Here is a 23,426-nt window from a genome sequence, read left to right on the forward strand (position 1 = left end):
AGCGAAACCCAACGCACTCATAGCTATCAGCTTTCAGATTAACCCAACAAGTTAGCGAGTTTCTAGAGGAAAGAGTAAAGTTATCGAGTTTCTAGGGGAAAGAGTAAAGTTGCGAGCTTGTAGGGGAAGAGTAAAGTTACGAGCTTCTAGGGGAAGAGTAAAGTTACGAGCTTCTAGGGGAAGAGTAAAGTTACGAGCTTCTAGGGGAAAGAGGAAAGTTAGCAAACTGCTTGACACAAGCAGCTTGCAGCCTAGAGTCGCTAACTCGCTAACTTACATACACAAAAAAGCGGCACTTGGCCGCTTTTCTTAAGTTAGGTGTGTTATTAGCAGTTAGTTTCTTCTGCGTTAACACCTTCTTTTACTTCTTCACATGCATCTTCAACTGCATTTTGTGTATCAGTAATTGCTTCATCAATACGCTCACCTGCGTCTTCAGCAGAGTTGTCTTCACAACCCATGATGAATAAACCTGAAAATAGGGCGATAGTAGCGGCTTTTAAAGTTGAATTTTTCATAATGAAATTCCTTGTAAATTTAAAATAAAGTAAGTGGTTATCTGCTTTTAACTACTTAGGGGTACTACCTCTAAGTGCTCCTGATACCAGCGAAATAACTAGTAATACTAAAAATATAAAAAAGATAATCTTAGCGATGCCTGCAGCGGCTCCTGCGATACCGCCAAAACCTAACACTGCTGCGATTAACGCGATAACTAAAAAAGTAATTGTCCAGCGTAACATAGTGGTCTCCTTGGCTATTTAAATTTTCTTAAGTTCGATGTAACTGAAGCGAGTTCTGTGCCATAAGTTTTATTTTATATATTTCAACGGGTTGAGTGTTTTTGTTGTTCTTGAGAGGGTTCATCATTTGGTAACTTTTACGAGTAAGCATGTAACTTATTCATAGTGATATTTTTTCATATTGAGCTGAATTAAGAAAAAGAGTATTTCTGTGATTATTGGTAAGACCAATTTAACTTTATTTTAAGGGGATAGCTCTAACACCTTGTTGTGCGTGGTTTTTAGGCTTTTTACTATGATTGGTTAATAGCTGAACATATAACGTCTGGCTATATTGACTATTTATATCATCTATAACGGGGCTTTAAATGCGCTAATAGTAGGGTGTTAATTATATGTGCGTCATGTTATTTTAAATCTAATTGGTTTTACCAATTTACAATGGTGCTATACAAATGAATTTTGTTTGTTATTATTGGTGCATAATTATTTAACAAAAATAACTTTTTATTTTAAGTAAGCGAGGGGAGTCGTATGGATATAGGTGGATTACTCACCACTGCGGCCAGTTTGATGGTGACAGGCATGGTAGGCGTGTTTGTTTTTCTGACTATTTTGATTTCAGCAGTCACTTTAATGTCAAAGGTAGTGGGTCGATTTGATGATCCTGCAACTGCAGAACCTACGCGTACAGCAAAAATTCAACCTCAACAGGGTGTGCCACAGGCACATATTGCAGCAATCAGCGCTGCAATTGCTCAATTTCGAAATAAACAAAAATAACGGGGCAGCTTAAACATGGCTAAATTAAAATTAACCGAATTAGTATTGCGTGACGCACACCAGTCTCTTTTGGCAACGCGTATGCGCTTAGACGACATGCTACCCATGGCAGAAAAACTCGATAATGCGGGTTATTGGTCAATTGAATCATGGGGTGGTGCGACGTTTGACTCGTGTATCCGTTATTTAGGTGAAGATCCTTGGCAACGTATTCGCGAGCTAAAAGCGGCAATGCCAAACACTAAGCAACAAATGCTACTTCGCGGACAAAATCTTTTAGGTTACCGTCATTATGCTGATGATGTAGTCGAAAAGTTTGTTGAGCGTGCCCACAAAAACGGTGTTGATGTTTTCCGCATTTTCGATGCGATGAACGATGTGCGTAACCTTGAAACTGCCATTAAAGCTGCTGTTAAAGTAGGTGCTCATGCCCAAGGTACTATTTCGTACACAGTAAGCCCAGTCCATACGCTTGATATGTGGCTTGAGCTTGCAAAACAACTAGAAGATCTTGGTTGTCATTCAATTTGTATCAAAGATATGGCGGGTTTATTAAAGCCATATGATTGCGAACAGTTGATCAAAGGCTTAAAAGAAACTGTATCTATTCCTATCGCAATGCAATGCCACGCGACGACAGGTTTAAGTACTGCAACTTACCAAAAAGCAATCGATGCGGGTATCGATATGCTTGATACGGCGATTTCGTCAATGAGTATGACCTATGGTCATAGTGCCACAGAAACTATTGTTTCAATTGTAGAAGGCACTGAGCGTGACACCGGTCTTAATTTAAATGAGTTAGAAGAAATTGCCGCTTACTTCCGTGATGTACGCAAGAAATACGCTGCTTTTGAAGGCAGCCTTAAAGGTGTTGATGGTCGTATCTTACTAGCCCAAGTACCTGGCGGTATGTTAACTAACATGGAAAATCAGCTTAAAGAGCAAGGTGCTGCTGATAAGCTTGATCAAGTATTACTTGAGATCCCGCGTGTACGTGAAGACTTAGGTTACATTCCTCTAGTTACACCAACGTCGCAAATTGTTGGTACTCAAGCGGTACTTAATGTACTGACTGGCGAGCGTTATAAAACCATCACTAAAGAAACTGCGGGTGTACTCAAAGGCGAGTATGGTGCAACACCAGCGCCAATGAATAAAGAGCTACAAGAGCGTGTACTAGAGGGGGCTGAAGCAATTACGTGCCGTCCTGCTGATAAGCTTGAGCCTGAGCTTGAGAAGCTTGAAGCAGAGTTATTAAGTGAAGCTAAGGAGCAAGGTTTAGAGCTTGCTGATGACGTGATTGATGATGTGCTTACTTACGCATTATTCCCTCAAATCGGCCTTAAGTTTATTAAAAACCGTAACAACCCTGATGCGTTTGAAGCAATTCCAACGGGTGAAGTTGCTAAGTCAGAAACTAAGCCAGCCTCTACAAGCCCTGCAAAAGCAGAGCAATACAGCGTTAAAGTTGATGGCAAAGTTTACGATGTAGTTGTAGCGCAAGGTGGTGAGCTCAAAGAAGTAACCCTAAAAGACAGTGAGTTAATACCTCAGTCAGCTTCAGCGTCTGTTAGCGAAACCTTAAACGCGCCGTTAGCAGGCAATATTTTCAAAGTGAAGGTAAAAGCTGGCCAAACAGTAAATGAAGGTGATGTGGTTATCATTATGGAAGCGATGAAAATGGAAACAGAAGTTCGCGCCGCACACTCAGGTACAATAGCTGAAGTATTAGTAGCAGAGGGCGACTCTGTTGCCACTGGCGATGCGCTAATCGCGCTAGCATAGGAGACAGAGGATGGATGGTGTTTTAAACCTCTGGCATGCGACAGGTATTGCTAACTTTACCTTTCCTGCATTAATAATGATTGCGGTAGGTTGCGGGTTATTATATCTCGCAATCGCACGTAAATTTGAGCCACTGTTATTATTACCTATTGGTTTTGGGGCTATTTTAACTAATATCCCAGTTGCTGGGTTATCTGAGCCGGGTGGCCTTTTGTATTACGTCTACCATATCGGGATTGACTCTGGGGTATTCCCACTTTTGATTTTTATGGGCGTGGGGGCGCTTACAGACTTTAGTGCCCTGATAGCAAATCCGCGTATGTTGCTGTTAGGCGCGGCTGCGCAGTTTGGTATTTTTGCTACTTTATTTGGTGCAATTCTACTTAACTTTATTCCTGGCTTTGAATTTTCGCTACAGGATGCATCGGCCATCGCCATTATTGGTGGAGCAGATGGTCCAACAGCTATCTTCTTAGCATCTAAGCTGGCACCTGATTTACTTGGTGCAATCGCTGTAGCGGCTTATTCATACATGGCACTTGTGCCAATTATTCAGCCGCCAATTATGCGCGCACTAACAACGCAAGAAGAGCGCGAAATTCAAATGCCGCAACTTCGTACAGTATCGAAAAAAGAGAAAATTGTTTTTCCGTTAATGGTGCTTAGTTTAACTATCTTGTTTTTACCTGCGGCAACACCGCTGGTAGGTATGTTCTGCTTAGGTAACTTGATGCGTGAATCAGGTGTGGTTGATCGTTTAAGTAATAGTGCACAAAACGAAATCATCAACATTACCACCATTTTCTTAGGCTTAGCGGTAGGCTCAAAGCTTGCAGCCGATAAGTTCTTAACCGTAGAAACAATTGGTATTTTGGTGTTAGGTGCTTTAGCCTTTGCAATTGGCACAGCTTCAGGGGTGTTTATGGCAAAAGGTCTGAATAAGATCTCAAAATCGCCAATAAACCCATTAGTAGGCGCAGCCGGTGTGTCAGCGGTACCAATGGCAGCACGTGTGGTTAATAAGGTAGGTCTTGAGAGCAACCCGCATAACTTCTTGTTAATGCATGCCATGGGACCAAACGTAGCAGGGGTATTAGGAAGTGCCGTTGCAGCAGGTATTTTGTTAGCGATTGTTGGCTAAGTCGATTTACTTCCAACCGACTGGCGCAGTAATTTTACTGCGCTTTTTTTTGCCCTTAAATTAGGTATAGTAAACCTTAATATTCAACAACTAAGAAAGCCGCCATGAATGTTTTTATTATCTTATTATGCCTTTTTGTTGCTTTGGTTATTCTAATACCGCTACTTGAAAAGTATCAGTCTAAAATGGGGCTTGATGGCGCGACAAAATATGCAAAGTATATTTGGCCACTGGTGATGATTTCGCTGATTATTCAACTTATTTATGTTCTTTTAAGGTAATAATAGTATTAACCCGCAGTGCCTTCAGTACTGATTTTAGTAAAGTCTATAATAGTTTTAGCCGGATTTATTTGGCACAAAAAAGCCGCTTCAATTGAAGCGGCTTTTACATGTTTACTTAACTACTTATTTAACGCTAATTGTAACTCACGGTTACGCTGTAATTGAGCTAAGAAGTTATCAGCAATCGGTTTAAACTTAGCTAACTCATCGCGCGGTAGAGGCTCTGATTTAGGTAGTTTGACCGTTTTAGGGTTACGGTGAACACCGTTTACTAAGAATTCATAGTGTAAGTGTGGGCCCGTCACACGACCTGTCGCACCAACAGTACCAATCTTCTGGCCTTGTTTCACTTTCTGACCAGTTCTAACCATCTTTTTGTTTAAGTGTAAATACTTAGTCACATACTGTGTGCCATGGCTAATAAATACATAATTACCGTTGTATTTACTGTAGCCTGCTTTAATCACTTTACCATTACCCGATGATACCACTGGTGTACCGGTACGCGCTGCGTAATCGATACCGTTATGTGGTTTTACCGTTTTGGTCACTGGGTGTAAACGACGCGGGTTAAAGCTTGAACTAATATACTTAAAGTTAACAGGTGCGCGTAAGAAGGCTTTTTTCATGCTACGGCCTTCAGGTGTGTAGAAGTTACCATCGGTATGGCGAATAGCGGTATAACGCTCACCTTGGTTAATAAATTCTGCGGCAATAATTTTACCATCACCAATGTACTCACCATCAACATAGTGAGCTTCATAAATGAGACCAAATTGGTCACCTTTACGAATGTCATTAGCAAAGTCGACATCCCAACCGAAGATGTCAGCAAAATTCATAATTTGACGCTCGCTTAAACCTGCTGCAATGCCTGACGTCCAAAAGCTATTAGAGATCTCACCGCCAGCCGACTTACTTAGCGTTTCGATTTCTTTGCTATCGATAGAAGTGTCGTAGTTACCTTCGTCATTTAATGTAACGTATAAGGTATCTGTTTTTGAGATCACATAACGTAGCTGAGCTAGAGAGCCATCTTCAGCTGTTGCAAAGCTTAAGATTTCGCCTGGGTGAATTTTTGTTAACTTACGAGTTTCAGCGTTGGTGTTAACTAGTTTGTGTAATGTTTGCGCTGAGAAGCCCGCACGTTTAAAGATAAGTGCTAAATTATCGCCATTTCGTACTTCATGGTCGATAAGCTCGTATTCTGGAAGTTTTGCTGCTGCTTGCTGTGAATTAAGCTCAGTTAGTTTTTCGTTATCATCAACTTTAACTTGTAATTCGTAGCGTTTGCCAATTTCAAGTGCTTTTGCACTGTTATCCTTTGAAGCGGTGGCTTTTTCAGAAGGCAATAATGCCAAGCCAACAATAGCAGAAACCAAACCGAGAATAAGCAGTTTGTGTTTTTTGGGAAGTTTGTGCACTACGTGAACCATATCGTGCCTTTTCTGCTGTCAAGAAATTTAAATACTAATATCGCAGGATATACCTAAAATAGAGCAAATACCAGTGTTTTGTAGATTTAAACTGGCGCTATTTTACGCTAGAATTGCTCAGCGCGTTAAACTTTTTTGGTTAAAATTGCAGCAGATGCCTATGGTTAAACTAAATCTATATTAGTTAACTAAAGTACCTTCATTAAATTGCAATAACGCGGTATAAAGAACAATCATGCGCGCTGCCTTCAGGGCTGTTTCTTAAACTATTTAAGTTAGGCTTTTTTCTAGTGTCGCTTTTTGGTGCTAACTAGCTAAATTTTAAAGTTTTTAGCTCTATATTTATAACCCTGACAGGCCACCACGCCCCGGTAGCTGAATTTTTGGAGTAATACACAGTGGATTTACAAACCGCTCTAGCTGAGATAAAACGCGGTGCAGAAGAGATATTAATTGAAGACGAATTAGTCGAAAAGCTAAAGTCTGGTAAGAAACTTAAGATCAAAGCGGGTTTCGATCCAACTGCGCCTGATCTGCATTTAGGTCATACAGTTCTTATCAACAAAATGAAAACCTTCCAAGACCTAGGTCATGAAGTGATTTTCTTAATCGGTGACTTCACCGGTATGATTGGTGATCCAACGGGTAAAAACGTAACGCGTAAACCGTTAACTCGTGAAGATGTTTTAGCTAATGCTGAAACCTATAAAGAGCAAGTATTTAAAATTCTTGATCCTGCTAAAACAACTGTTGCATTCAACTCTGCTTGGATGGAGAACTTAGGTGCAGCAGGTATGATTAAACTGGCTGCGCGTCAAACAGTAGCACGTATGCTAGAACGTGATGACTTTAAAAAGCGTTATGCCAACGGTCAATCGATTGCTATCCACGAATTTTTATATCCACTGGTACAAGGTTGGGACTCAGTTGCATTAGAAGCTGATGTTGAGCTTGGCGGTACAGACCAACGCTTTAACCTATTAATGGGTCGTGAATTACAAAAAGACGAAGGTCAAAAGCCACAAACAGTACTTATGATGCCACTGCTTGAAGGTACTGATGGCGTTCAAAAAATGTCTAAGTCATTAGGAAACTACATTGGTATTACTGATGAGCCAAACGACATGTTTGGTAAAGTGATGTCTATCAGCGATGATCTAATGTGGCGTTACTATGACTTATTAAGTGCTTTATCAATCGAAGAAATTGCTGCGCTTAAACAGCGTGTTGCTGACGGTGCAAACCCGCGTGACATCAAGATTGAACTTGCAAAAGAAATGATTGCACGTTTCCACAGTGAAGAAGCAGCCCAAGGTGCTCATCAAGATTTCATCAAGCGTTTCCAAAAGAATGCATTACCAGATGAGATCCCAGAAGTGACAGTAACAATTGCTGAAGACACTGTGTTTATTACTAATCTATTAAAAGAAGCTAACCTTGTAGCTAGTACGTCAGAAGCAATGCGTATGATTAAACAAGGTGCTGTAAAGATTAATGGTGAAGAGAAAGTAACAGATACTAAGCTTGAAGTTGCTAAAGGCACAACACAGATTTACCAAGTAGGTAAACGTAAGTTTGCTAAAATCACCTTAGCTTAATAAAGCTAATTGGTATAAAAAACCAGCTGCGGCTGGTTTTTTTGTGCTTATATTTTGACTAGTTTGTGAAAAGGCTAATTACTTCAATCCCGACTATCAGTAGTAACCAAAATGCTTTCGCTTGATTTAAGCGATTCACTAAAGCAGGAATATCATCGGCATCTGGTAAGCGATCGGTCCCAACACGCATTTTATTAAAGCGCTCACCTTGGTAAAGGGCAGGGCCGCCTAACTGCACTTGCAAAGCAGCCGATGTAACACTTAACAGCCATCCTGTATTGGTTTGATAAAAGTGTCTGCCATAGTGTTTTATATAATGAATACATTGTTTACTGGCATTGGTTGCTGCAATCGTTAATGCAACTAATCGAGTGGGTAACCACTCCAATACAAACAGTAACTTAGCAATGGGAGCCAAAAATGGGTTGTTTGGTTTTAGGTTTTTTCGCCATGCTTGATGAATTAATGTGAGTAAACGATAAACCAAAGCAAGGATAGCGCCGCTAAGTAGATAAAAGAATATAACGGCAAAATAATGCCGCGCACTTTGTAGCACCAGTGACTCCATGGTTGCTTTGCAAATGCCTGGGGCTGATAAACGTGAGACATCACGGGCAACGAGGCTAGCTAGTAGCTCTCTAGCCGTCGCTTTTTGGTTGAGCTTGAGTAATCTGGCAATACGTAATGATTTCTTCTCTTGAGCGCGGCTACTGAGTAATAAATATAAAATTAAGCCATTTAATAGCTCAGGGTAAAAAGCAAACTCTAAAAACAGCACTACCAATGTCACTATCACTAAAATGGTGAGAGTAAAAGCCAAGGTTGAGGCTAAATATTGATAGCTTTTGGGGTTCGTTGGGTTGTATAAACGATCGCTGAGGGCAGAGAAAATAACGGTTAAAAAGGTATTCGGATGATACCAACTAACCAAAGGAAAGAAGCGCTCAGCTAAGAGCGCTACAAAAAATACAATAATGTCCAAATGGTTTTGAACAATATTTGCAATCACCTTATAAACTCACCGATGTTAGCTTCTCTAAAAGAGCAACAACCATTTTAGATGAGTTGATAGATGCCGTTTCGATATACTCTTCAAATGATTGCGGCGACTCTTTGCCAGCAATATCAGACATTGAACGAATAACAACAAATGGTGTTTCTAGCACATGACAAGCTTGTGCAATTGCTGCACCTTCCATTTCTACTGCAAGCATAGTTGGGAATTCAGCACGTGTTTTTTCAATTCGTACTGGGTCACACATGAATGAATCACCAGTACAAATTAGGCCAATCATGGTTTTAACATCGCTGATTTGACTTACGCTTTGCTCTGCCGCTTCAATCAGTTTAGGGTGCGCAGCAAAGCCAGCTGGCATTTGTGGTACTTGACCGATTTCGTAACCGAATGCAGTTACATCTACATCGTGGTGACGAACTTCTGAAGAAATAACCACATCGCCTACATTTAGCGATGGCTCAAAACCACCTGCAGAACCTGTGTTGATCACACAATCTGGACTGAAGTTATCGATTAGTAGTGTTGTTGCTACTGCAGAAGCTACTTTACCAATACCAGATTGAACTAAAGTAACTGTGTTACCCGCTAGTTCACCGGTGTAAAAGGTAAAACCAGCTTTAGTCATGATGCTTGGGTTTGCCATCGCTTCGCGTAAGATTTTTACTTCTGGCTCCATCGCGCCAATAATACCAACGTGCATAATATTTGATTCCTTAGATTGAATAGGATGATTATACCTAAAAATGTCTAAAACAAACAAAAAAGCAGACCTTAAAGTCTGCTTTTGCCAATATTATGACAGGTTATATTTCTGCAAGCGCCGTAGAGTGTGCTTTTGCTTGTGATGGTGATAATACCGCAGGTTTAGTAATGCGGTTGCGTGCAGGTCTTGCAGGTGCAGCTGCAGGTTTACCAAGCTTAAACATGATTGCGTCACGCACTTCTCTTGGTTGATAGCCTGATTTTACCTTCATGCGAATATGCGGGATGCCTGCCGCTTCTAACGCGCCACTAACAAACCAGTCACGTTGTGCTTTATGGCCGTCGCGGTTGGTGTTATTGACTAAATCAACTGCGGCAACAATAGTAAGTTTGTCTTTGTCGATAAGCACGTAATCTAACTGCTTGTTTTTGGCTTTAGCCATTGCAGCACGCTTAGCTTTGATAGATAAGCCTTGCTTACAGTCGATTAAATCAATGAGTTTAACGCGGCTGACGATTTTATATTGGTCGCCTACAGCACGTTCTAGAAGATGTAAAAAAGCACTCTCAACTTGCGTAAAAACAGTTTGCTTACGAGTGAAAGGATAAGGGTTTCCGCCTTCATCGGTAAACTTTGACGCAACAACAGAGGCTACTACGACTAATACTAAAATTGATAATAAAGCGAATTCCATACGGTAACTCCACAACAACAAATTGACACTGAAAATTAATAGCAATTAGCGTGCCTAAGTGTGTGGAGTCACCCGAAATTTTTAAGCCGTGTATCCGCCAGCAACCCCTTTAACAGCGATAGCTACTGCGTCGTGGGCATGAAGTGATTCATAGTGGTTTATTTGCAGCCAGTAATCTTCGTAGTTTTGCTGTTCAAGTAAACCTTTAATTTTACGTGCAGCATCTTCGCAGAACATGAGGTTTTGACCATTTAAGCGGGCAAACTCTTGCTCATCTTCACGTTTAACTGCCGCTTGTACAGGCGTTTTTAGCTCAGCTTCTAAAGCATCAATTAAGCCAACCACATCAAAACTGTCAATTTTGCTGTCGAGCTTTACTTTCACGTTTGCAATTGAACGCTGTGAGTGTGGTGTAGCAACAATGCCGTCTGTTGTGCCTAGCCATTCTAAAACAGTTTGCTTATCAATATTTTGCTCTGCAAACTTTTCGCTAAAGGCATTTTGAATTAATTGACGAGCAAGAGCCGCTGAACATGGGCATGTAGACGAGTAAGTAACATCAACCATTAACTCAAAGCTTACAATGCCTTGGTTGATCTTAGCGATTAGATGAATAGGGTAATTTTTCCAACCTACTTTGCCACTTAATAAAGATTTACGACGCAGAGGTAGCTCAAATTTGAATTCGATTTGTGCTTGGTCACTTAAATCATCATGGCTGCTAATAAAGGCATCAAGTGCTTGCTTGAGAGTTTGTGGATTAACTTGCTGCTCGGTTGATAAGGTATCAAGGGCTAAAAATAAACGCGACATATGAATGCCTTTGGCGTCTTCTTTATGCAAGTTTACAAAAGCGCGTGCCTTGGCAATTACATTTACAGGGGCAATATTGCGAGTTTCAAAAATGAAAGGAAGTTCAATTTCGCCCATGCCAACCCAGTCTAATTTACCTGTTTGTAAGGCGGGAGCCGTATCAGCAATATCTGGCATTGTGGTTTGCATGGTAATACTCATTCTTTGCAATTATTAAAGCGCGGTATTTTACATGAAAAAATATAAAAAAGCGGCGTTGATGAAAAAATTCTATGTTTATCGCACAATATGAATATTTCTAAAGGAATAGTGATAAAATTAGCTATGCTGTTTTTTTTCGATTATGTGCCTAAGCTTTATATATGATTGATTCTTCTTTGAGTCCGTGGGCTCGCACTCTCTCAAGCTTTATTTCTAAGTACGGTGAGTTTAAAACTGCCGCTGCCTGTTATGCCTTATTATTGGTCATGTCGCTGATCTTATCGTGCATGTTTTATTATGTAGCAGTTGGAACGGTAACTTTAGTTGATGTTTTAGCGGTGATGTTCTTCACTGCGGTGGTATCGCCGATTTTAATAACTGTACTGCTTAACTCAATTCGCCAATTAGAAGCCTCTTATAGCTACCTAGATAGCGCAACTAAACAAGAAAAACTGCTCAACCAAACGCTAAAAGACAATATCAGTCGCTTAAACGAAGAGATTGATGAGCGTAAAATGGCGTTTCATGCCAAACACAGAGCAATAGAAGAGCTCAGACGCGAAATCGCCGAGCGTAAGAAAACCCAACAAGAGCTTGCGCAACAAGGCATGCTATTACGCTCTATTGTCGACTCATCTCCCGATTTATTTTATTACCGCGATAACAATGGTGTATTTGCTGGCTGTAATAAAATGTTTGAACAAGTGATAGGTAAAAGCAGCGATGAGTTAATCGGCAAAAGTGTCGAAGAAATCTACCCGAGTGATTATTTACCTGAAGTTCTGCGCACCGACAAAAAAGTATCTCAAACCCACCAAGCTTTGACGCTTGACGTTGAATACCCTGTTGATGGTGAAAAGCGCTGGTTTGAAATGCGTAAGTTACCCTTTATTAATGAAAAAGGTGAGTACATAGGTTTACTTGCCTTTGGCCGTGATATCACCAGTCGTAAAGAGGCAGCACAAGCCCTTGAAGCAGCTTACAAAGATAAAGGGAAATTCATTGCAACTTTAAGCCATGAATTAAGAACGCCGCTTAACGGTATTGTGGGTTTAACCCGCATGCTACTTGATACTGAACTCGATAAACAGCAACGAAGTTGGTGTAACACGGTGTTTTCAAGTGCTGAAACCCTTGGCAATATTTTTAACGATATTATCGACTTGGATAAAATTGACCGTGAGCAGCTCGATATTGTTGCTGACTCAGTCAATGTGGCCGACTTTATTAATGACGTAGTGAATTTTGCAGGCTTAATTGCTGAACAAAAAGGCCTTGAGTTTAATATTAAACGTAAAGGCACACTGGATGTTTACGCGTCCCTTGATCCAACTCGTTTACGCCAAGTTGTTTGGAACCTTATCAACAATGCCGTTAAGTTCACTCAGCAAGGCCATGTAGAGCTTGAATGCCGCCGTGAGAATCGTGCTGATGGTCCGTGGTTAGTGATGCGTGTAAGCGACACGGGTCAAGGTATTCCACAAGAGCAGCTGCATCGTATTTTTGACATGTACTACAAAGCACCGGACATCAACGGCACTAATGCTATTGGCTCAGGTATCGGCCTTGCGGTAACAAAAGCACTAGTTAGCGCAATGAAAGGTGAAATTAATGTCAGCAGTACTGAAGGTGAGGGCAGTGTTTTTGTTGTTGAAATACCGCTTAAGCTTTGTATTGCGCCTACCGAGCAAAGTTATGCGGTACGTAGCTTAAACATTCTTTTAGTAGAAGATGTGCCGCTAAATGCTGAAATTGCTACTAACTTACTTGAGCAGCGTGGCCACGAAGTTATTTGGGCTGAAACTGGTGAGGATGCGCTGTCGTTTGTCTACACAGAAGATGACTTAGACCTAGTTTTACTTGATATGCAATTACCAGATATCAATGGTGATGAAGTTGCTCGTCAAATTCGTGACGATGAACACTTTGATAACTTACCAATCGTTGCCTTGACTGCCAACGTGCGTAGCGCCGAAGAAGAGCTTGCTGGTATTAACATTCAAGGCGCACTCGCTAAGCCTATCAACACCACAAAACTCGATAAAATGCTCGGTGAGTTATTTGATATCAAGCAGCAACAAAACTGTCAGCCTGAGCCAATCAAAGCCGTGACTGAAAAAGATTTATCGGGTATTCGCGTTGAGCTTCTCGATATAGAAACCATCGAAGACTTTGTAGGCTCAATGGGGCTGGTTATCTTTAATCGCAGCTGTGAGTTATTTAATAAGCTAAACCCTCAGTACCAAACTGAGCTTGGAGATGCGTTAGCGGCAGATGATAGAGAAGAGTACAAATCGGTGGCGCATAAATTAAAAGGTGCAGCAGGGTCCGTAGGCTTAAACGATGTGCAGTTACATGCTAAGAAGATGGAACACGGCGCGCTTGAAGAAAGTAGTGAAGAGTTACAACAGTGGCTTGATGAACTTGCAGTTAAAATAAATGAAGGGCTTGACGCCCTTCGATTATTCTTACAACAGTTAGAAGATTAATTCAAATTAGCTGTCGATTTTACCAATGAAACGATAGCCTTCACCATGGATGGTGCTGATCAGCTCAGATGTGCTGTTATCGCTTTCAAAGTGTTTTCTGATACGACGAATTGTTACGTCTACAGTACGGTCGTTAGCGCGAAGCTCACGGCCAGTCATGTGCTTGATTAATTGCTCACGGCTGAAGATACGACCCGGTGAGTCAAGCATTAAGCGTAGCGCGCGGTATTCACCTTTAGGTAAACGTTTAGCGTCGCCGCTTGGAGATGTTAAACAACGGCTATTTTCATCAAGTTCCCAACCGTTAAATGTGATAACACCATTTGTTTCGATATTCGCTTCTTCGCCACCAAGGGCTGTGCGCGAAATAAGGTTACGAGCACGAATAGTTAATTCGCGAGGGTTGAATGGTTTTGTGATGTAATCATCAGCACCAATTTCAAGACCTAAAATGCGATCAACGTCGTTGTCACGACCTGTTAAGAAAATTAAACCAACGTTACGTTTTTGACGTAATTCACGCGCTAAGATTAGCCCGTTTTTACCTGGTAGGTTGATGTCCATAACTACAAGGTTCACATCATCATTATTTGTAAGCTTGTCATGCATATCATCGCCATCAATGGCTTCAATAACTTTGTAACCTTCAGCTTCAAATAAACTAACGAGGTTTAGTCGAGTTACGTCTTCATCCTCTACGATCAGAATGACTGGCGTTTGCATTGTATATTAACCTTTTCGGAAATTTTATTTACAAAAATTCGGTATTATCAAGCAAAACCGAATACTAGAGATTATAGGATTAGATCCAATTGTTAACAAGTAAAATCAATTTGGATAAAACTTAGCCATAGCTAACAATCGAGATTGCACTTTAAAGTTATGCTGCAATACGTGCTGCTTATTGATATACAGTCGGATTTTATTTCCTTCTTGAACCAGAGAGGCTATGCCGCCATTTTCTAAAAAGCTGATACTTTCACCTATTGTTAAAGTATCCAATGAAATTGTATCGGTCCAAAGTGGAAGTATATCATTTTCTAATGTTTCATCAATGTATGTGATATCACAAACTTGAGAAAGTTCAGAAATTTGCTGGGTTTTTTTCACTAATATAACGTTAATTGGTTTTTTGTTAATTTGCAGTTCATTTCTATCTTTAAGGAACGCTCCAGGACCTTTATCTAAGTCATAAAAACAAAATGAAATAGGGGGAGGGTTCACTTGGTCATTAAACTTCGTGAACTTAGCAATTTGATACAAAAAGGCTGATTTAACTTGGTCCGGTGATTTGGCAAATGCAGGGCATACAACAAGCAAAGCTAATAAGATACAACTCACTAATCTCATTACGCTGCACCTTCTTGCAATGGCAGAGTAATAATAAAGTGAGCCCCTTCGTCAGCTAGTTCATCGTATACGATGCTACCACCAAGTGCTTGAGTCACTAAGTTATAAACTAGGTGCATGCCCAAACCACTGCCACCTTCACCACGTTTAGTAGTTACAAATGGGTCGAAAATACGTTTGCGAATTGATTTCTCAACGCCAATACCGTTATCGAAGTAGTGAATACTCAAGCTACTTTCGTTGCGATCAACATTAAAGGTGATTTCATTATCTTGGCTATCGCTAAATGCATGTATAACAGAGTTGCTTAGCAGCTGTTGTAGTACTTGTTGTAACGGCCCCGATTTGGTTTCAATACTAACGTCATTGCTACAGTTAATCGTAATTTTAGGATTACGATATTGAATCTCTGAGCGCATCGACATCACCACATCATTTAATAAATCATTTAAATTTATTTTGGTGCTGACTTCTACATCTTGATTAACAGCCACTTTCTTAAAGCTAGATACGAGCTCTGCTGCACGATTAAGATTGCGATAGATAAGATCTAGGTTTTCAATGCCGTCATTAATAAAGCGTTTTAAGTGTGCTGAAGTTAAAGTTTTTTGTTCAAACTGCGCGTGAATTTCTGCCAGCTTGTCACGTAACAGGGTTGAGCCTGTAATACCTAGCCCAATAGGCGTGTTAACCTCATGAGCAACACCTGCAACCATTTGCCCCAGTGACGCCATTTTCTCATTTTCGACGATTTGGTTTTGGTATTGGTGCATACGCTCAAGGGTATTGAGCAGCTCTTGGTTAGCCTCACGTAATGCGATTGTGCGTTGATTTACTTTTTCTTCAAGGCTTTGGTTAAGTTGTTTTATTTCTTGTTTGTCTTTTTCGTGGCGCTCAATTTGTTTTTGAGTACGCGAGAGCATGATATTTAAGCTGCCCGCTAGCTGGTTTATTTCATCAATATTGGTTTTTTGTGCGCGAGTATCATAGTTATGGTTTTTCGACACGTCTTGCAGTAGGTTACTTAGCTCATCAATAGGGTTTGCAATGCGTTTTTGAATACGTCTAGCAACAAAATACACCAGTACTAAAACGAATAGGGTGAGTAAAATATCAATGATAATTTTACGATTAATATATTGGTTTAACCTGTCTAAGCCACCGCGAATATACACGTAACCTATGGTATCCCCTTCGTATACGATAGGCGTTATTAGCTCTATGTCTTTATCCGTAAAGCGTGGCTCTAATAGGTTATCTATACTGCCAACCTTAATGGGTACTGGTGGGGTTCGGTTGGCATTAAAGCTACTAAAAAATACTGGCTCGTTTGATAACTCATCGATTGAATAAATATGGATGTTTTTAATAAGCGGCACAGATTCAAATGACTTTAAGCGCTCAGATTCGGTCTCGTTATCGTCAAATAACACAGTGATTTGGGCGTTGTAGGCAATTATTTTCGATAGGATAGAGATTTTATCGACAATCAGCGCTTTTTGTTCTTTTACGTCTAGATAAGTTGAAATAGAAATAGACAAAGACAAGCATAATGCAGTGACTAGCATTACCGCATTGGTCAACGCTTTACGAATACTTGTTTGTGTCGAAAATATCGGCATGCGCTATAGAAGGCCAGAATTTTTGTTATTAGTAAGAGTTTAGTCTAGCAAAGACATTTGAAAGTAACTAAATATTTTAAAAAATATTTTTGCTACGAATAAGCTATTTACTCAACTTTTATTTAGCTGAGTAAACGGCAAATTTAGTATTTTTGAAATCTGTACTGTATTGGCCAAATTGTGCTTCTAAAATCGGTGGGTATTTTAAGAAGCTGTTTGCAACTATGGTCAATTTACCTTGCTTGCTCAAGTGTAGCTTTGCTGAGCTAAGAAATGCTTCGGCAATGGTGTAATCTGTGGCAATCCCCGTATGGAACGGTGGGTTACTGATGATTAGGTCAAATTTACCATTAATATCAGTTAAGCCATCACTCAAAATTGCTTGGCCTTTGAGGTCATTTAACGCAAGTGTTTGCTCAGTGGCGTAAGTTGCAAGAGCACTTACATCGCTACATACAAATTCAAGCTCAGGCTGCTTTAAACCTAAGTAAGTAGCAATAATGCCTGCGCCACAAGCAAAGTCGAGTACTTTACCCTTGCTAACAGTTGGCGCATTATTCAGAAGTACCGCAGTGCCTACATCAAGCGCACCGTGGTTAAATACGCCTGGTACACTGATCGCAGTAAATTCAATATCGCCAGCTTTTACTTGGAATTGTTTGTGGTATCGGCTGATAGCAAAGTTATCATTTAGCGTAAGCTCTGAGAACAAATACAGAATACAGTGCTTGGCACTATCGATTTTGTTACTAAAACCACAGTGGTCTTTAAGTTGTTTCTCTGCTGATTTAACACCGCTTTTATTTTCACCCACTACAAATAGTTGCGCATCTTGATGACAAACAGCACGAATGTTATCAAGGCACATTTGTGCTTCTGGCTTTGCTTTTGGGTAATAGTAGATAACTAAATCGTAGTTATTATTTGGAATAGTGTGATCAACCACTGCATGTATACCGGCTATTTTGCTGGCATACATGGCATTTGCGTGGTTATAACTGAACGCAGTAATTTTTGCGTCGGGATTTAGCGCTTTAAGTTCGCGTAAAAAGCCATCTTGCTCAAAGTTAACCACTAAAATCGATTGCCCAACAAGTTCGTCTTCATTACGAAGCAATAATAAACTTGGGTTGGTTAACTTACTCATGCTGCTTTTACCTTTTATTACTTAGTACGCTCGAACATTAGATCCCATACGCCGTGACCTAAACGGTGACCGCGCTGCTCAAATTTTGTCAGTGGACGTGAATCTGGGCGAGGAACGTAATCGTTAGTTTCTGATTGGTTTTTGTAGCCTTCAGCCACTTGCATTACTTCAAGCATATGCTCTGCATAATTTTCCCAGTCAGTCGCCATATGGAAAACACCGCCAATTTTTAATTTGCTACGTAATTTTTGTGCAAACTCAGGTTGTACGATACGACGCTTATGGTGACGTTTTTTATGCCATGGATCAGGGAAGAATAATTGCAGCTTAGATAAGCTTTCATCGGCAATACAGTCAGCAAGTACTTCAACCGCATCATGCTCGAATACGCGTAAGTTTGTTACACCAGCTTCATCGGCATCCATTAAACAAGCACCTACACCTGGGCGGTGAACTTCAATACCAATGAAGTTAAGTTCTGGTGCGTTTTTAGCCATTTCAACTAGCGATTTGCCCATACCAAAACCGATTTCTAGTACCACGTCGTTATCGTTACCAAACACTTCTGCTAGGTTTAGCATGCCATTTTTGTGCTCAAGGCCCATAGTTGGCCAACACTTCTCGATGGCTGCCGCTTGGCCTTTTGTTAGGCGACCTTCGCGCTTAACGAAACTACGAATCGTGCGGATGTATTTACCCTCTTGCTTTGCTTGCTCGAGGTTTGGGTTACTTGAGTCACTCATATATTTTGGCCTGATTAAAATACTGACTATAGAAAAAGGTTGCGTATTATCCCTGACCTGCGCCTTGAGTACAATAGTCAGGGGCTGTTTATCTTTCGGGATTAATATTGCGACCATGTACGAGCAATTTAGACAGAGCAGAGCTTCTTCGGCTTGCTTGGCCTAACTAACTGCAATAGACTTGGCCGCAATGAGCTTCAGCAAGTAAAGATGTTATTTTGAATTTAAGCAATAAGGAGTCAACCTGGTTTGCAAACCAAGTGGTTGACTGGTACCACCTTCACGGTCGTAAAACTCTGCCATGGCAGCTAAATAAAACCCCTTATAAGGTATGGATCTCTGAGGTCATGCTACAGCAGACCCAAGTAGTAACTGTTATTCCTTACTTTGAAAAGTTTATGCAAAGCTTTCCTGACATCATTGCGCTTGCTAATGCGGATGAAGATCAGGTGCTACACCATTGGACTGGGCTTGGCTATTACGCCCGTGCGCGCAACTTACATAAAACGGCAAAAATAGTGCGTGATAAATACCAAGGTAAATTTCCAACCACGCTTGAAGAGGTGATGGACTTGCCGGGTATTGGTCGTTCAACTGCTGGGGCTATCTTGTCTTTATCACTTGGCCAACACCATCCAATTTTAGACGGTAATGTTAAACGCGTATTAGCACGCTTTTTTATGGTTGAAGGCTGGTATGGAGTGAAAAAGGTCGAAAATCACCTTTGGTCATTATCATCGCAATTAACGCCTAAAGAGTCGGTCACTGAGTTTAATCAGGCAATGATGGATTTAGGTGCAAGTCTTTGTTCGCGAAGTAAATTTGACTGTGAGCCTTGCCCTTTAAATAGTAAATGCCTTGCTTTTAAAGAAGGTAAAGTTAAAGAGTTCCCGCATTCAAAGCCAAAAAAGGCTGTACCTAAGAAGTCATGCCATCAGCTTATTCTAGCCAGTGACAATAAAGTACTCATGGAAAAGCGCCCAAGCTCAGGGATATGGGGTGGTTTGTTTGGCTTTTTTGAGTTTAGCGAATTAACTGAACTAGAAACATTTTTAGCCCAGCATGGTTTATCAACGAATACGCAGGCACTTGAAGCCTTTACCCATGTATTTTCGCATTTTGAGCTAACCATCAACCCACATGTTTTAACCTTGCCGAGTATTCCAGATCTTATTAATGAGCGGCAACTAGTTTGGTATCCGCTTGATGAGTCAGTTGAGGTTGGCCTTGCAGCCCCAACGAAAAAGCTGGTTAAACAATTAAGCGCAATAGATTACAATAGCATCACGCAATAAGAGTAGAGAGCAATTATGGCACGCACAGTATTTTGTCAAAAGTTACAAAAAGAAGCTGAAGGCTTAGGCTTCCAACTATATCCAGGTGAGCTTGGTGAAAAGATTTTCAACAACATCAGTAAAGAAGCTTGGGGCCAATGGCAACATAAGCAAACGATGTTGATCAACGAAAAACATCTGAACATGATGGACCCAGAGCACCGTGCTTTTTTAGAAGAGCAAATGGTAGGTTTCTTATTTGAAGGTAAAGACGTGGAAATTGAAGGCTACCGTCCTCCAGAAAAATAAACGAAGAAATTAAAAGTAAAAAGGGCCAATAGGCCCTTTTTTAATGTGTTGCTTCTTGCTCAGCTCTTTGTATTTGTTCTTTTAAGAATTGAGCGACTTTGGAGTATTCAATTTCATAACTATCGCGCAGTTCAATTAAATCATCGCTTGATAGTTCATCTTCTTTGCAGCGTTTTTCAAATTCGGCAGCTAGTTCTGCAACTTTCATTGCACCAATCGTTTTTGAGATTGACTTGAGCTGATGACAGGCTGAAATGATTTTCTCTAAGTCTTGCTCAATAACACCACTGTTGATTTCTTTACTGAGTTGATTACTTTGCTCTAAATACATTTTGAAAAAGCGTAGTTTCTTTGCTTCATCATTGTTTACATAGTTAGCAAGCATCGCCATATCAATAGGCGCTGTTGGTCTTTTAACTTCAAGTTTAGTGGCTTCAGGATTCGTTTTGTATGCACATTTGTGTAAAGTGGCCTCGAGCACATTTAGCTCAACAGGCTTGGTGATGTAATCATTCATCCCTATGCTTAAACAGCGTTCTTTTTCGCCTTTAAGGGCATTGGCGGTGATAGCAATCACATAAGGTTGAGCGTTAATATCTTCAAGCTGCGATGCTTCATGACGAATTTTTTCAACCATATCGTAGCCTGACATTTTCGGCATGTGTAAATCGGTCAAGATAATTGAGTGTTTACCTTCACGCCATGCTTCAAGGCCTTTTTCACCATTTTCAGCTACTTCAACACCATAACCTAGTAGATGGAGCTGATCAGTTAACACTTGCTGATTTAATACGTTGTCTTCAACAAGCAATACAAGTTTGTTCTCTTCGCGGGCTTTATCAACACTTAAATAGTCGTTAAATGACTTAGCCGAAGCAATTTGTTTTGGCTTATGTAAACCTGCCGCCACTAGTAGCGACATCATAAAGTTAGACTTACACAGCGGTGCAGCATTTAAGTAGAAGATATTTTTATGATTAACAGCGGCTTCATCTAGCTTACTTAATACAATGACTTGCTGTTTATTGTCTTCTAAGGTGTATAGCAAGCGACGTAAGATATAGTTAATATCTTCCATGGTTTCGATACCATCGAGGATCCAAATAATATCTTTTTTATCTTGTTCAGCTTCGATTTTGTCGCTGCTATCAGCAATAACAGGTGTTGCCCCCATAAATGATAGATAACGAGTAAGTAGTTTTTTTCGGCCATCATGATTGGTTACAACTACAACACGTTGGTCTTTCATTACCTGCTTGTGAGCATATTCAACTTTACCTTGTGTACTAAAAGGTAACTCGACAACAAACTCACTACCAATACCTAAATCACTTGTTACAGAGATGGTACCTAGCATTAGCTCAGTTAAGCTTTTACAAATCGATAAGCCTAAACCAGTACCACCGTATTCACGGGTGATTGAGCCTTCAGCTTGAATGAACGGGTTAAAGATTTCACGAAGCTGTGCTTGCGTCATACCCTTGCCGTTGTCCAATACGCTAAAACGTAGGGTGTAGTGATCAGTAGTGTTTTGAGCCACCTCTACCGAGATTTTAACGTGGCCTTTATGTTTATCATCAGTACTAGTGAACTTAATTGCATTACTGCATAGGTTATAAAGTACTTGGCGAACACGCACCGTATCGCCAATCAAATTTGTAGGGATATCTGGCGCAATTGCCAGCTCTAATTCAAGGTCACGCTTTTTGGCCACCGATGATAAAACACGAGCGACCTCTTCAATGGTGTCTGACACTGAGAAAGGAATATTATCGATATTCAGTTTACCTGCTTCGATTTTCGAGAAATCGAGAATATCATCTAATATGCCTAATAAAGAAAATGCAGAATCACGAATAATTGTACTTAATCTGTGCTGCGCACCATCAAGCTCGGTTTGGCGGAGTAAGTCAATGGTACCGATAACCCCATTCATAGGGGTGCGAATTTCATGGCTCATAGTTGCTAAGAAAGTCGTTTTGGTTTCGTTTGCCTGTTCGGCTTTGAGAGTTGCTTGCTCAAGAGCTAGAGTACGGTTTTGTACTTCGTTTTCTAGACCACTTTGTAGTTTCTGTAAATCTGCCTGAGCAGCTTTGTTTTCTGTTATTGCTGATTGAACTTTATTAAGTAATAAATTGATATTTTTTGCTACTGAATCCAAACCAAAATCTAGGTTTTCATTTACTTGGGCTTGGTAATCAGCATTGTCTGTGATGGCCATTAACTCACTGCTTAATGACTCACTACTTTTAGTAAAACGCTTATTAATAAAGATACTTAAGGCAAAAGATAAAATAGCCAGTGCTACTAAAGTCAATGCAGCTAAACCATATGCAAGACCTGCAGACTGCGCAATGGGTTCAGTAATCGAGTGTTGCTTTATAACTAGTTCACCAACTGGTTGATCATTAAACTCTAACACCGTATGAATAAGGGTGTTTTGTTCTAGCTTTTGATTAACTTTACTGGCTTCGATTAGCTCTTTATTACTGGCGTATACAAGCGATACATCGCCGTTGAATTCATATCGATATAAATAGTAATCAAAACCATCATTAAGCAGGTGACTTAAATCGAGAACCTCTTTTACTTTGTCTTGGCCAGGCATAGTTAATGCGCTGATTAGAGGTGCTGAAAGCTGATTTGATAATTGCTGCGTTGTGATAGTTGGTTTGCTATCTTGTTGAGTTACTTCACTTGTTGGATAAAAAGAGTAAGCAACAACCGCAAGTAGGGTGATGACAAGATTCGTGATTATAAAAAGCGGTAGTAGGCCTTTTACAGGTGAATTTGATTTACTTGGCATGGCTTTAGTCCAACAAATTATACAGCATCATTAAGCATATTCTTGATTATTGGACAATCCTACCATCTATGAAGAAAAATTCACCACGTTTTTAAGATAGGTAACCCTTTTATGATGAGGGTCAACCAAAAAGCACAAAGTTTGTAGATTAAATAAGCTAAAAACCATTAAAAACAGCAATCTTGATTGAAAACTGTGCAAACAGTTAGAATCCTCAAAAAAAAGTTGACTTGAGAAGGCAAAACCCGTTTAATACGCCGCACGCCCAGATAGCTCAGTCGGTAGAGCAGAGGATTGAAAATCCTCGTGTCGGTGGTTCGATTCCGCCTCTGGGCACCATTATTTAATATATTGGTGTTTAATTTATTATTTAAACATCAGTATCGTGCATAGCACACAGATTTAGTGTGCCGACTTAGCTCAGTTGGTAGAGCAACTGACTTGTAATCAGTAGGTCATCCGTTCAACTCGGATAGTCGGCACC

Annotated in this window: 20 protein-coding genes and 2 tRNA genes; 9 read left to right on the top strand and 13 right to left on the bottom strand. The window is 40.4% G+C overall.

Annotated features, from left to right (window positions below; genetic code table 11):
* Positions 1-326: 326 nt before the first annotated feature.
* Together MTF66_RS34810 and MTF66_RS34815 are read right to left on the bottom strand one after the other, a co-directional pair.
* Positions 327-518, bottom strand: a complete 192-nt coding sequence (locus MTF66_RS34810) for a hypothetical protein (protein ID WP_054551284.1) — start codon at positions 516-518, stop codon at positions 327-329.
* 51 nt (positions 519-569) lie between these two features.
* The gene (locus MTF66_RS34815) at positions 570-743 is read right to left on the bottom strand and encodes a DUF1328 domain-containing protein (RefSeq protein WP_248530052.1); all 174 of its coding nucleotides are present in this window, start codon (positions 741-743) and stop codon (positions 570-572) included.
* A 534-nt stretch (positions 744-1,277) separates the two neighbouring features.
* Here MTF66_RS34815 and MTF66_RS34820 point away from each other — a divergent pair.
* The 3 genes from MTF66_RS34820 to MTF66_RS34830 are packed head-to-tail and all read left to right on the top strand — an operon-like array spanning position 1,278 to position 4,455.
* Positions 1,278-1,526, top strand: a complete 249-nt coding sequence (locus MTF66_RS34820; RefSeq protein WP_054560781.1) for an OadG family protein — start codon at positions 1,278-1,280, stop codon at positions 1,524-1,526.
* A gap of 15 nt (positions 1,527-1,541) precedes the next feature.
* Complete coding sequence (oadA, locus tag MTF66_RS34825; RefSeq protein WP_055198140.1) at positions 1,542-3,314, top strand: sodium-extruding oxaloacetate decarboxylase subunit alpha; 1,773 nt, start codon at positions 1,542-1,544, stop codon at positions 3,312-3,314.
* A 10-nt stretch (positions 3,315-3,324) separates the two neighbouring features.
* Positions 3,325-4,455, top strand: coding sequence for a sodium ion-translocating decarboxylase subunit beta (locus MTF66_RS34830; protein ID WP_058585665.1), 1,131 nt, complete (start codon positions 3,325-3,327; stop codon positions 4,453-4,455).
* A 403-nt stretch (positions 4,456-4,858) separates the two neighbouring features.
* Here MTF66_RS34830 and MTF66_RS34835 read toward each other — a convergent pair whose 3' ends face one another.
* A complete protein-coding gene (locus MTF66_RS34835; RefSeq protein ID WP_054560778.1) occupies positions 4,859-6,175 on the bottom strand; it encodes a peptidoglycan DD-metalloendopeptidase family protein in 1,317 nt (438 codons plus the stop codon).
* 398 nt (positions 6,176-6,573) lie between these two features.
* Between MTF66_RS34835 and tyrS the strand changes: the two genes are divergently transcribed.
* Positions 6,574-7,773 (top strand): tyrosine--tRNA ligase, encoded by a 1,200-nt coding sequence (gene tyrS / locus MTF66_RS34840; protein ID WP_058585664.1) that lies wholly within the window; start codon positions 6,574-6,576, stop codon positions 7,771-7,773.
* A gap of 58 nt (positions 7,774-7,831) precedes the next feature.
* Here the strand turns inward: tyrS and MTF66_RS34845 are convergent, their stop codons facing one another.
* The 4 genes from MTF66_RS34845 to folE2 form a co-directional block, all read right to left on the bottom strand.
* A complete protein-coding gene (locus MTF66_RS34845; protein WP_248530053.1) occupies positions 7,832-8,782 on the bottom strand; it encodes a cobalamin biosynthesis protein in 951 nt (316 codons plus the stop codon).
* Position 8,783: 1 nt separating this feature from the next.
* Positions 8,784-9,491: a 5'-methylthioadenosine/S-adenosylhomocysteine nucleosidase gene (mtnN, locus tag MTF66_RS34850; RefSeq protein ID WP_248530054.1), complete on the bottom strand. Its 708-nt coding sequence runs from the start codon at positions 9,489-9,491 to the stop codon at positions 8,784-8,786.
* Between the two features lie 103 nt (positions 9,492-9,594).
* Positions 9,595-10,188, bottom strand: a complete 594-nt coding sequence (locus MTF66_RS34855; protein WP_248530055.1) for a DUF2726 domain-containing protein — start codon at positions 10,186-10,188, stop codon at positions 9,595-9,597.
* Between the two features lie 81 nt (positions 10,189-10,269).
* Complete coding sequence (gene folE2, locus MTF66_RS34860; protein WP_248530056.1) at positions 10,270-11,190, bottom strand: GTP cyclohydrolase FolE2; 921 nt, start codon at positions 11,188-11,190, stop codon at positions 10,270-10,272.
* Positions 11,191-11,363: 173 nt separating this feature from the next.
* Between folE2 and arcB the strand changes: the two genes are divergently transcribed.
* Positions 11,364-13,691 (top strand): aerobic respiration two-component sensor histidine kinase ArcB, encoded by a 2,328-nt coding sequence (gene arcB, locus MTF66_RS34865; RefSeq protein WP_248530057.1) that lies wholly within the window; start codon positions 11,364-11,366, stop codon positions 13,689-13,691.
* Between the two features lie 6 nt (positions 13,692-13,697).
* Here the strand turns inward: arcB and arcA are convergent, their stop codons facing one another.
* The 5 genes from arcA to trmB form a co-directional block, all read right to left on the bottom strand.
* Entirely contained in the window at positions 13,698-14,414 is a 717-nt protein-coding gene (gene arcA, locus MTF66_RS34870; protein WP_054551295.1) for a two-component system response regulator ArcA, read from the bottom strand.
* 105 nt (positions 14,415-14,519) lie between these two features.
* The gene (locus MTF66_RS34875) at positions 14,520-15,041 is read right to left on the bottom strand and encodes a YfiR family protein (protein ID WP_054560772.1); all 522 of its coding nucleotides are present in this window, start codon (positions 15,039-15,041) and stop codon (positions 14,520-14,522) included.
* Positions 15,041-16,663, bottom strand: a complete 1,623-nt coding sequence (locus MTF66_RS34880) for an ATP-binding protein (protein ID WP_248530058.1) — start codon at positions 16,661-16,663, stop codon at positions 15,041-15,043. Before MTF66_RS34880 ends, MTF66_RS34875 begins: the two co-directional genes overlap by 1 nt.
* A 118-nt stretch (positions 16,664-16,781) precedes the next feature.
* Positions 16,782-17,810, bottom strand: a complete 1,029-nt coding sequence (locus MTF66_RS34885) for a methyltransferase (RefSeq protein WP_248530059.1) — start codon at positions 17,808-17,810, stop codon at positions 16,782-16,784.
* Positions 17,811-17,827: 17 nt separating this feature from the next.
* The gene (gene trmB, locus MTF66_RS34890; RefSeq protein ID WP_054560769.1) at positions 17,828-18,553 is read right to left on the bottom strand and encodes a tRNA (guanosine(46)-N7)-methyltransferase TrmB; all 726 of its coding nucleotides are present in this window, start codon (positions 18,551-18,553) and stop codon (positions 17,828-17,830) included.
* 218 nt (positions 18,554-18,771) lie between these two features.
* On the opposite strand from trmB, the gene mutY reads away from it, so the two are divergent.
* Positions 18,772-19,848 carry an A/G-specific adenine glycosylase gene (gene mutY, locus MTF66_RS34895; protein ID WP_282454243.1) on the top strand — a complete coding sequence of 359 codons (1,077 nt, stop codon included), beginning with the start codon at positions 18,772-18,774 and terminating at the stop codon, positions 19,846-19,848.
* Between the two features lie 15 nt (positions 19,849-19,863).
* Entirely contained in the window at positions 19,864-20,136 is a 273-nt protein-coding gene (locus MTF66_RS34900; protein WP_036970432.1) for an oxidative damage protection protein, read from the top strand.
* Between the two features lie 40 nt (positions 20,137-20,176).
* Here MTF66_RS34900 and MTF66_RS34905 read toward each other — a convergent pair whose 3' ends face one another.
* On the bottom strand, positions 20,177-22,942 hold the full coding sequence (locus MTF66_RS34905; RefSeq protein WP_248530060.1) for a hybrid sensor histidine kinase/response regulator: 2,766 nt from the start codon (positions 22,940-22,942) through the stop codon (positions 20,177-20,179).
* Positions 22,943-23,205: 263 nt separating this feature from the next.
* Between MTF66_RS34905 and MTF66_RS34910 the strand changes: the two genes are divergently transcribed.
* Together MTF66_RS34910 and MTF66_RS34915 are read left to right on the top strand one after the other, a co-directional pair.
* Positions 23,206-23,281 (top strand) — tRNA-Phe (locus MTF66_RS34910).
* A gap of 70 nt (positions 23,282-23,351) precedes the next feature.
* Positions 23,352-23,424: transfer RNA gene (locus MTF66_RS34915), tRNA-Thr, on the top strand.
* Positions 23,425-23,426 lie beyond the last annotated feature (2 nt).

This window comes from Pseudoalteromonas sp. 2CM39R (genome assembly GCF_023161845.1).